9 protein-coding genes are annotated in these 9262 nt (G+C 72.0%); 4 read left to right on the forward strand and 5 right to left on the reverse strand.

The genetic code is table 11. The features are described from left to right. Positions 1-25 precede the first annotated feature (25 nt). The 3 genes from IF54_RS0115660 to IF54_RS0115670 all read right to left on the reverse strand — a co-directional run bounded on the left by IF54_RS0115660 (position 26) and on the right by IF54_RS0115670 (position 2062). Positions 26-631: a response regulator gene (locus IF54_RS0115660; RefSeq protein WP_030318857.1), complete on the reverse strand. Its 606-nt coding sequence runs from the start codon at positions 629-631 to the stop codon at positions 26-28. Between the two features lie 113 nt (positions 632-744). After that, positions 745-1095 (reverse strand): chorismate mutase, encoded by a 351-nt coding sequence (locus IF54_RS0115665; protein WP_030318858.1) that lies wholly within the window; start codon positions 1093-1095, stop codon positions 745-747. A 94-nt stretch (positions 1096-1189) separates the two neighbouring features. Continuing rightward, complete coding sequence (locus IF54_RS0115670; protein ID WP_030318860.1) at positions 1190-2062, reverse strand: helix-turn-helix domain-containing protein; 873 nt, start codon at positions 2060-2062, stop codon at positions 1190-1192. 188 nt (positions 2063-2250) lie between these two features. Here IF54_RS0115670 and IF54_RS0115675 point away from each other — a divergent pair, with 188 nt between their 5' ends. Beyond that, positions 2251-4143 carry a glycoside hydrolase family 35 protein gene (locus IF54_RS0115675; protein WP_030318862.1) on the forward strand — a complete coding sequence of 631 codons (1893 nt, stop codon included), beginning with the start codon at positions 2251-2253 and terminating at the stop codon, positions 4141-4143. A gap of 37 nt (positions 4144-4180) precedes the next feature. Next, entirely contained in the window at positions 4181-5077 is an 897-nt protein-coding gene (locus IF54_RS0115680; RefSeq protein WP_030318864.1) for a hypothetical protein, read from the forward strand. A 43-nt stretch (positions 5078-5120) separates the two neighbouring features. On the opposite strand, the gene IF54_RS0115685 is transcribed toward IF54_RS0115680, so the two are convergent. After that, positions 5121-6701: an MFS transporter gene (locus IF54_RS0115685; protein WP_030318866.1), complete on the reverse strand. Its 1581-nt coding sequence runs from the start codon at positions 6699-6701 to the stop codon at positions 5121-5123. A gap of 136 nt (positions 6702-6837) precedes the next feature. Between IF54_RS0115685 and IF54_RS0115690 the strand changes: the two genes are divergently transcribed. Next, complete coding sequence (locus IF54_RS0115690; protein ID WP_051735452.1) at positions 6838-7347, forward strand: MarR family winged helix-turn-helix transcriptional regulator; 510 nt, start codon at positions 6838-6840, stop codon at positions 7345-7347. A 25-nt stretch (positions 7348-7372) separates the two neighbouring features. Here IF54_RS0115690 and IF54_RS0115695 read toward each other — a convergent pair whose 3' ends face one another. Beyond that, positions 7373-8095, reverse strand: coding sequence for a vWA domain-containing protein (locus tag IF54_RS0115695; RefSeq protein ID WP_030318870.1), 723 nt, complete (start codon positions 8093-8095; stop codon positions 7373-7375). 97 nt (positions 8096-8192) lie between these two features. On the opposite strand from IF54_RS0115695, the gene IF54_RS0115700 reads away from it, so the two are divergent. Next, positions 8193-9110, forward strand: coding sequence for a rhomboid family intramembrane serine protease (locus IF54_RS0115700; RefSeq protein WP_030318872.1), 918 nt, complete (start codon positions 8193-8195; stop codon positions 9108-9110). The last annotated feature ends 152 nt before the right edge of the window (positions 9111-9262 follow it).

Consider the following 9262-nt stretch of genomic DNA (forward strand, 5'->3'; position numbering starts at 1 on the left):
TCACAGAGGCGGATCGGTACACGCCTTATGTCCGGTCCTGTTCGAGCTCCTCGGTGTGCGCCCCCTGTCCGCGCTGGAGGGGGACGCGGGCGTCGGGGTGGGGCAGGGCGGGGTGGGGGGTGGTGGGCGCGGCCTGGTTCTCGCCGTGGCCCTCGCCCAGGTCCTCGCCATGGTCCTCGCCGTGCTCCTCGCCGTGGCCTTTGACGAGGGCGCGCAGTTCGCGCACCTCGTGTTCGAGGGCGAGGTGGCGGCGGTGGGCGTCGAAGAGGTAGCGGACCTTGGTGCGCAGGGCCCAGGGGTCGATGGGCTTCATCACGAGGTCGGCGACGCCGAGGGCGAAGGCGGCGGAGGTGAGTTCGTGGTCGGGGCCGAAGCCGGTGAGCAGGATGACGGGGATGTGCTGGGTCTGTTCCAGGCGGCGCATCCAGCGGACCACGTCGAGGCCGCTGACGCCGGGCATCCGCACGTCGAGGAGCAGGAGGCCGACCTGGCCCCGGAGCACCTGCTTGAGGGCCTCGTCACCGCTGGTGGCGCGGCCGAGCCGGTAGCCCAGCGGGGCCAGGGCGCTCTCCAGGGCGTAGAGCGTGTCCTCGTGGTCGTCGACGATGAGGATCCTGGCATCCGACGGCATGGCCCGACGTCCCTCCCTCGCGGACGATCCAGCCTACGCCCGGGTGCTGACGGGGAGTGCTCGCAGGCTGACAAGGAGTGCACGGGGCAGCATGCCGTGTGTGTCCCGCGGGGTCAATCGGCCGTGGTGGTGCTGCCGTTGACGGCGTCCTCGGCGATGCGCTCGTGGTGCCGGATGACCTCGGCGATGATGAAGTTGAGGAACTTCTCGGCGAAAGCCGGGTCGAGTTTGGCGTTCTCGGCGAGGGTGCGCAGCCGTTCGATCTGGCGGGACTCGCGGGCCGGGTCGGCGGGGGGCAGCTGGTGGCGGGCCTTGAGGTGGCCGACCTGCTGGGTGGCCTTGAACCGCTCGGCGAGCATGTGGACTACGGCCGCGTCGATGTTGTCGATGCTGTCCCGCAGCCGCGCGAGCTCCTCACGGACGGCGGGGTCGACGTCACCGTTTCCGGTGTTGCTGGTGGTCATGGTCGACAACATTACGGGGAGGGGGTGAAGGGAAAGATCGCCGGATGCGCCCACCAGGAGGCACGACAGGCGCCCCCCCCTCAACGCCCGCCCCTCAAACCCTCGGCAGATCCCCCGGATCCGGGACCTGGTTGCTCCAGCCGCCGGGGACCGTTCGGGCTTCCTGGGCTCGGAAGCGGATGGGGGGCATGCCTACGCGGCGGGTGAAGAGGCGGGAGAAGTAGGCGGGGTCGTCGTAGCCGACGCGGCGGGCGATCGCGGCGACGGGGAGTTCCGTGGCGGCGAGGAGTTCCTTGGCGCGGTCGAGGCGGATACCGAGGAGGTAGTCCTTGGGGCTGCACCCGGCGCCCCGGCGCACGGCGGTGCGCAGTTCGGCGAGGGTCATGCCGTGCCGGCCCGCGTGGTCGGCGACGGACATCGGCTTGAAGGCGTCACGGGCGAGGGCCTTGAGGACGGGGTCGCCGTCAGGGGCGAGGTCGGCGCGGGCGCGACGCAGGGCGACCAGCAGTTCGTGGACCGCGGCGCCCGTCTCCACCTCCAGGAGCGGGTTGTCGCGACGGGCGGCGCGCGCGATCCGGGCGATCACCGCGCGGGGACCGGCGGCATCGGACAGCGCCACCACGGGACGGTCCGGTTCGATGTACCCGAGTTCGGTGTACGTCGTCGTGGCGGGCCCGGTGAAGCCGACGAACCCCTCGTCCCAGCCGGTGACGGGGTCCGGCGCGTAGTGGTGCGGGACGCCCGGCGTGAGCCACAGCAGAGCGGGCGCGGTGACCGTCCGGCGCCGCCCGTCGGGGGTCTCGTACCACCCGGTGCCGCTGCTGACGACGACGGCGACGTGGCTGTCGAGAGTGCGGGGGCCGACGGTGGGCAGCGGACCGTACTGGAGGCCGACGCCGAGGCAGACGAGGCCGAGGCGGTGGTGGACGGGGCCGGGAGTGAGGAACCGCATCCAGGTGTGGTACATCGCCGCGCCTCCCACGCATCCCTTCGGCTCGACGACGGCCGCTCCGGTCCGACGACGGCCGCTCCGGTCCGACGACCGTCGCTTCGGCTCGACGACCGTCGCTTCGGCTCGACGACCGTCGCTTCGGTCCAAGCAGCGCCGATCTTTGTCCATGGACGTGGTCGCCGCCAGTCGTGAAGGTGGAGCCTATGAGCGAGTTCTCGACGGGTGAAACCGATTTCCTGCTGGACGGACGGCCGGTGCGACTGCTGTCCGGCGCGCTGCACTACTTCCGGGTCCACGAGGCGCAGTGGGGGCACCGGCTGGCGATGCTGCGGGCGATGGGCCTGAACTGCGTCGAGACGTACGTGCCGTGGAACCTCCACGAGCCGCGCCCCGGCGACTTCCGGGACACGGAGGCGCTGGGCCGGTTTCTGGACGCGGCCCAGGAGGCCGGGCTGCGGGCGATCGTCCGTCCCGGCCCCTACATCTGCGCGGAGTGGGAGAACGGCGGCCTGCCGCACTGGCTGCGGGGTCATCCCCGGACGAGCGACGAGGTGTACCTGGGACAGGTGGAGCGCTGGTTCCGGCGGCTGCTGCCGCAGGTCGTGGAGCGGCAGGTAGACCGGGGCGGCCCGGTGCTGATGGTCCAGGTGGAGAACGAGTACGGCAGCTACGGCTCGGACACCGGCTACCTGCGCCGGCTGGCGGAGCTGCTGCGCGCGGTGGGCGTGACCGTCCCTCTGTTCACCTCGGACGGCCCCGAGGACCACATGCTCACCGGTGGCTCGCTCCCCGGTGTCCTCGCCACGGTCAACTTCGGCTCCGACGCCCGCGCGGCCTTCGAGACGCTGCGCCGGTACCGCCCGGACGGCCCGCTGATGTGCATGGAGTTCTGGTGCGGCTGGTTCGACCACTGGGGCGGCGAGCACGTCGTCCGGGACGCCGGTGACGCGGCCGAGGCGCTGCGGGAGATCCTGGAGTGCGGTGCCTCGGTGAACCTGTACATGGCGCACGGCGGCACGAACTTCGCCGGCTGGTCGGGCGCCAACCGGGGCGGGGGCGCGCTGCACGACGGCCCGCTGGAGCCGGACGTGACGTCGTACGACTACGACGCGCCGATCGACGAGTACGGCCGACCCACGGAGAAGTTCCAGCGGTTCAGGGAGGTGCTCGCCGCGTACGGCCCGGTGGCCGAACTGCCGCCCGCACCGGCCGTGTTGGGGCAGCCCCACGAGGTGCTCCTGTCCGGGTGGGCGGCCCTGTCCGCCGTACTGGAGGAGCGCGGCGGGACGCCCATCGAGGGTCCCGTGCCGCCGACCTTCGAGGACCTGGACGTGGACCGGGGGCTGGTGCGGTACGAGGTGGACGTGCCGGGGCCGCGGCAGCCGTATCCGCTGATCGCGCGCGGCCTCAGGGACCTCGCGGTGGTGTACGTCGACGGGGAGCGGGCCGGGGTGCTCACCGAGGACGACGTGCAGCTCAAGGAGCCGGTAGCCGGGCCCGCGCGGGTGGAGCTGTGGGTGGAGTCGCTGGGCCGGGTCAACTACGGGCCCAGGAGCGGGGAGGCGAAGGGGATCACGGGAGGTCTGCTGCACGAGCGGCAGTTCCTGCACGGGGTACGGGCGACGGGGCTGCGGCTGGACGCACTGGACTCCATCGACACGCTGCACTCCATCGACTCGGTCGACACGCTGCACTCCATCGACTCGGTCGACACGCTGCACTCCATCGACTCGGTGGGGCCGGCGGGCCCGGACTCGTCGGCGGGACCGGACTCGTCGGCGGGGATCGGCTTCGCGGCGGTCCCCGGGGACGGCTCTCCCGGCCTGTACCGGGGTGTATTGAGCGTGCGCGGCGCGGGGGACGCGGTGCTGGAGCTGCCGGGCTGGGCCCGGGGCTTCGTCTGGGTCAACGGCTTCAATCTGGGCCGGTACTGGTCGGTGGGCCCGCAGCGGTCGCTGTACGTGCCCGGTCCGGTGCTGCGGGAGGGCGGCAACGACGTGTGGGTCCTTGAGCTGGAGGCGGCGCCGGCCGACGGGCCCGTCCTGCGTCTGCGTGCCCCGGATCCGATCCCCCTGGATCCGCGCCCGACCTCGTAGAGTGGAATCGGGTTCAGGGCGTCTTGGGGGTACGGGCGTGGCGAACGACGGACCGGTCCAGCACGGCTACCCGCATCTGGAGACGGTGCGGGCGGCGATCACCGCGCTCTACAAGCGGCTCTCCTACGACACGGTGCAGACGTTCGCGACGAGCGTGGCGCCGGTGGACGTGGCGTTCTGCGACACCGACGACCTCTATCTGGGGGCCCAGCGGGTGGCGCGGGAGCTGGTGCGGCACTACCGTCTCCCGGACGCGCGGTTCGTCGTGAGCTTCCGGGAGATGACCCACGCGGCGAACGTCGAACTCACCGCGGGGCCCGAGTACTTCGTCGAACTCAACGACCGGTTCCGCACCCACCGGCGGGACATCGGGGCGGCGCTGGCCCACGAGGTCATGCACGTGTACCTGCACCGGCTTGACCTGTCCTTCCCCGGGGTGCGCGAGAACGAGATCCTCACGGACACGGCGACGACATATCTGGGGGCGGGGTGGCTGCTGCTGGACGCGTACCGGGAAGACGCGGCGTCGTCCCAGAAGCTGGGGTATCTGACGCCGGAGGAGTTCGGGTACGTCCTGGCGAAACGGTCCCTGGTGTTCGGTGAGGACCCCTCGGTGTGGTTCACCAGTCCGCAGGCGTACACGGCGTACGGGAAGGGCCTCGCGCTGGCCCGCGAGGACGAGCAGCAGCCCCCGCTGACGGCGGCGGGCTGGGCGGGCCGCCGCCGGTACGCCCGCGACCGCCGGCACGGCGGCCCCGGACCGGGCCAAGGTCAGGGCCCGGGCACCCGTTACGCCTTCACCCCGGACGGCACCGGCAGCCTGCGTGTGTCGTTCCCCTGCCCCACCTGCCACCAGCGGATCCGAGTGCCGGTCCGAGGGCGGGTGCGGGCCCGGTGCGCGCTGTGCCGGACAGTGCTGGAGTGCGACACGTAGAGCACGCCGCCTCTCCCCTCTCCCCTCTCCTGCACCTCACGCCTCATCCCTCCCCCCGCCGCGGCAGCACCCCGCACAACCCCGCGCTCACCACGAACCCCCCGACCACCCACGGCATGGCCGCCCCCAGCGCGGCGCCCAGTCCTTCGTCCGCGTGGGAGAAGAACACCGTCCCCACGATCCCGGCGCCCACCGCGCCCCCGAACTGCTGGGCCGTGGAGAAGATCCCCGAGGCACCGCCCGCCAGTTCCCCCGGCACCGCCGACAGCACGACGTTGACCAGCGGCACCGCCAGCAGCCCCAGCCCGGCCCCGGCCAGGACGAGTCCCGGCACCAGCGGCCAGGCCCCGGTGTGGACGGCGGCCGCGGAGTCGACGCCGGACCAGACCCAGCCGAAGCCGCCCGCCATGAGCAGTGCCCCGGCGCCGAGCACCAGCCGTCCGCACCGCACCGCCAGGCCGTCCGCGACCGGCGCGGTCAGGAACGCCCCCGCGGAGAAGGCGACGGTCAGCACTCCGGCCTGGAGCGGGGTGTATCCCTGGCCCCCTTGCAGCCAGAGCGCGAAGACCAGGAAGAACCCCTGCATGCCGACGGAGAACAGCAGTTGGACCAGGACACCGACGGAGAACGCCGGCAGCCGGAAGGCCCGGGCGGGCAGCAAGGGCACGATCCCCGGACGCCCCGCAGCGGCACGCCCCGCAGCCGGACGCCCCTCAGCGGCAGGCCGCTCAGCCGCACACCCCGCAGCCGCACACCCTTCAGTCGCACCCCCTTCAGTCATGCGCCCCGCAGTCGCACGCCCATCGCCCACACCCCCCGCGCCCCGCCGCGAACCCCGCCACGCCTCGAACACTCCGAGCCCCACGACCGCACAGACGCCCCCGGCCATGCACACCCACCCCCACACCGGCCACCCGTTCTCCCGCCCCTGCACCAGCGGCAGCACCACCGCCACGAGGCCGCCCGCGAGCACCAGGCTGCCGAGCACGTCGGGCCGCCCCGCGGACCGCTCCTTGGTGGCCGGGACCAGCACGAGCCCGGCCGCGAACGTCCCGACCGCCACCGGCACGTTCACCAGGAACACCGACCGCCAGCCCCAGCCGAACAGATCGGCGTCGGTGAGCAGTCCGCCCGCGAGCAGCCCGATCGCCGAGGCGAACCCCGCGACGGCGCCGTACATCCCGAAGGCCGCCCCGCGCTCCTTGCCGTGGAACATCGTGCGGAACGCGCCGAGCACCTGCGGGACCAGGACCGCGGCGGTCACCCCCTGCACCGCCCGGGCCGCGATCAGCTGCCCCGGTGTCTGCGCGATCCCGCACGCGAGGCTCGCCAGCCCGAAGCCCGCGACCCCGGCCAGAAAGAGCCCCCGGCGCCCGAAGCGGTCTCCGAGGTGGCCGGAGACGATGAGCGTGGCGGCGAAGCCCAGCAGGTAGGCGGAGACGAGCCACTGGAGGTCGCTCTGGGAGGCGTGCAGGTCACGGCCGACGGACGGGATGGCCACGTTCACGATCGTCACGTCCAGCAGGTCCATGAGGGCCGCGATCATCATCACGGCGGCGGCCGCCCAGCGGCGTGGATACGGCTGCGCCCCGGCGGGCGGGGACTCGGTGAGGGTCGTGGACATGAGGGCTCCCCCTGCGGTGTTCGGTCATAATCATTTCGTTCGGGCGAACGAAACACTTTGACCACCCTCGCAGCCGCCCACCCCTGATCGCAAGTAGTTAGTTAGACCGAACGAAATATTTTGCTAGCCTGACGCCATGACCAGCAGCGGCAAGAAGGCCCCCGACCTCTCCCAGGCCGTCCCCGCCGACGACGAGCGACGGGCCGCGGTCCTGCTGCGGCTGTTCGAGGCGGGCCGGGAGCAGAGCGGGGCCACGGTGATGTTCCACACCGCCGTGGCCGCGAAGCGCGGTCTCAACCCCACGGAGACGAAGGCCCTCGACCTCCTGGAGCGGCACGGCCCGCTCACCGCGAAGGAACTCGCCGCATCGACCCGTCTGGCGCCCGCCTCCGTCACCGGCCTGGTCGACCGGCTGGCGGCCAAGGGTCTGGTCCGCCGGGTCGAGCACCCCACGGACAAGCGCCGGGTGCTGATCGAGCCGGACCGGGACAACCTCGCGGAGCTCTTCGCGTTCTTCGAGGAGTACGCCCGCGACATCGCCACCGCCTGCGAGCCGTTCACCACGGACGAGCTGGAGACGGTGATCCGCTTCCTGGACGTGATGACGAACCAGCAGCGTCAGGCCGCCGCCCGCCTGGCCGACTGAACGCGTCGGCCACCGCACCCCGGGTCTACGCCCGGACGATCCCGGCCGCCCGCGCCGCCTCCAGCCACTGCGGGAACTCGCCCACCAGACGGTCGTACAACTCGCCGTCGGGGACCGTGCGAGGGTTCTCGCCCGCATGGAAGAACCCTGCGTTGTCCACCGCCCGCCGGTCCGGTACGGGAAGCTCGTCGAGCCTGCGGAGGAAGTCGAACTGCTTGCTGTCCGGGTTGCCGAAGCCGACGAACTGCCAGAACAGGGGCAGCTTCGCCGCCTTGCACAGGTACCGTTCCGCGGCGAGCTTGTTGATCGGGCCGCCGTCGGTCTGGAAGACGACCAGCGCGGGCGCGGTGCTGCCGCTGTCGAGGTAGTGGTCGATGACGGCGTCCATGGCCAGGTGGTAGCTGGTCTTTCCCATGTGCCCGAGGCCGGCCACGATCCGGTCGACGCTCCCCTGGTGATCGGCGAGTTCGATGTCCGTCTCGGCGTCGATGCCGGTGGAGAAGAACACCACGGGCACGCGGCCGTCGTCGTCGAGGTGCGCGGACAGCCCGAGCACCCGGTCGGCGAGCGCCTGCACACTGCCGTCCTGGTAGTACGGCCGCATGGAGCCCGAGTAGTCGACCACGAGGTAGACCGCGGCCCGCAGCCCGTCCAGCCCGTGCTTCACCAGGGACACCCCGGCGCTCTTGTACAGGTCGACCAGCTCGGGCGCCGTCTCCTCCACCTTGCTGAGACTGATCGCGACCATGACCCCTCCGCTCCTCGCAGCCACCGGCGTTCGATATTTTGTTCGCCGCCGTCCCCACCGGCTCAATGATCACCCCTGTCACTCCGAGGAGCCGGACGTGGAACCCGAATCCACCCTCACCACCTGCTATCGCCACCCGAAGGTGGAGTCCCACGTCCGCTGCACCCGCTGCGAGCGGTTCATCTGCCCGGACTGCATGCGGGAGGCGGCCGTCGGCCACCAGTGCCCGCAGTGCGTGCGTGAGGGAGCCCGGTCGGTACGGCAGGCGCGGACCGCGTTCGGCGGGCGGATCACGGCCGTACCGCTGGTGACGTACGTCCTGATCGGCCTCAACGTGCTCGCCTACGTCGGCGAGTTGGTGCGCCCGGCGATCGTCGACCGGTTCGAGATGCTCGGGGCCGGACTGGCGGGCCCGGACGGCGGCCACTACCTGTGGCAGGCCTCCTACCCCGCCGAACTCCACGTCGAGGGGGTCGTCGACGGCGAGTGGTACCGGCTGCTGACCGGCGCGTTCCTGCATCTGCCGCCCACCGGGGGCACGTTCGGGATCCTGCACATCGTGATGAACATGGTGTCGCTCTGGAACATCGGCCGCGTGGTCGAGGCCCAGCTGGGCCGCATCCGCTACCTCGCCCTGTATCTGCTCTCGGCGCTCGGCGGCTCGGTCCTCGTCCTGCTGATCGCGCCCTACGACCCCACGCTGGGCGCGTCCGGCGCGATCTTCGGGCTCGGTGCCGCGTACTGGGTGCTGGCCCGCCGGCTCGGCGCCGACATGGCCCAGGTCAACCGGTTCATGGCGGGGCTGCTGCTGTGGCTGGTGATCTCGGCGGCCATGACGTCCTGGGAGGGCCACCTGGGCGGTCTGCTCACCGGTGGCGCCGTCACCCTCGCCTACGCGTACGCTCCCCGGGACGGCCGTCGCGCCCTCGTGCAGGCGGGAGCCTGCGTCGTGCTGCTGGTGCTGCTCGTGGTGTGCGCCTGGGCGAAGGTCGCCGAGCTGACGGGAGCCCGGTGAGCACGCCTTCCTGGACCTGCTGACACCGCTGGAGTGGCAGGTGTACGGGGAGACGTTCAAGGTGCCGTAGTCCTCGGCGTCCGCCTCGGTCCGGTCCAGGACATGCGACGGCGCCCGCCTCGGTCCGGTCGGGGACATGACGCGGGCGCCAT

It is taken from the genome of Streptomyces sp. NRRL B-3229, from assembly GCF_000719505.1.
Lineage (GTDB): Bacteria > Actinomycetota > Actinomycetes > Streptomycetales > Streptomycetaceae > Streptomyces > Streptomyces griseorubiginosus.

Coding starts and splice junctions, on each gene's coding strand:
- IF54_RS0115695 (WP_030318870.1), bottom strand. CDS start 8,095: ATGGTCGCGATCAGTCTCAGCAAGGTGGAGGAGACGGCGCCCGAGCTG.
- IF54_RS0115685 (WP_030318866.1), bottom strand. CDS start 6,701: ATGTCCACGACCCTCACCGAGTCCCCGCCCGCCGGGGCGCAGCCGTAT.
- IF54_RS0115660 (WP_030318857.1), bottom strand. CDS start 631: ATGCCGTCGGATGCCAGGATCCTCATCGTCGACGACCACGAGGACACG.
- IF54_RS0115675 (WP_030318862.1), top strand. CDS start 2,251: ATGAGCGAGTTCTCGACGGGTGAAACCGATTTCCTGCTGGACGGACGG.
- IF54_RS0115670 (WP_030318860.1), bottom strand. CDS start 2,062: ATGTACCACACCTGGATGCGGTTCCTCACTCCCGGCCCCGTCCACCAC.
- IF54_RS0115665 (WP_030318858.1), bottom strand. CDS start 1,095: ATGACCACCAGCAACACCGGAAACGGTGACGTCGACCCCGCCGTCCGT.
- IF54_RS0115690 (WP_051735452.1), top strand. CDS start 6,838: ATGACCAGCAGCGGCAAGAAGGCCCCCGACCTCTCCCAGGCCGTCCCC.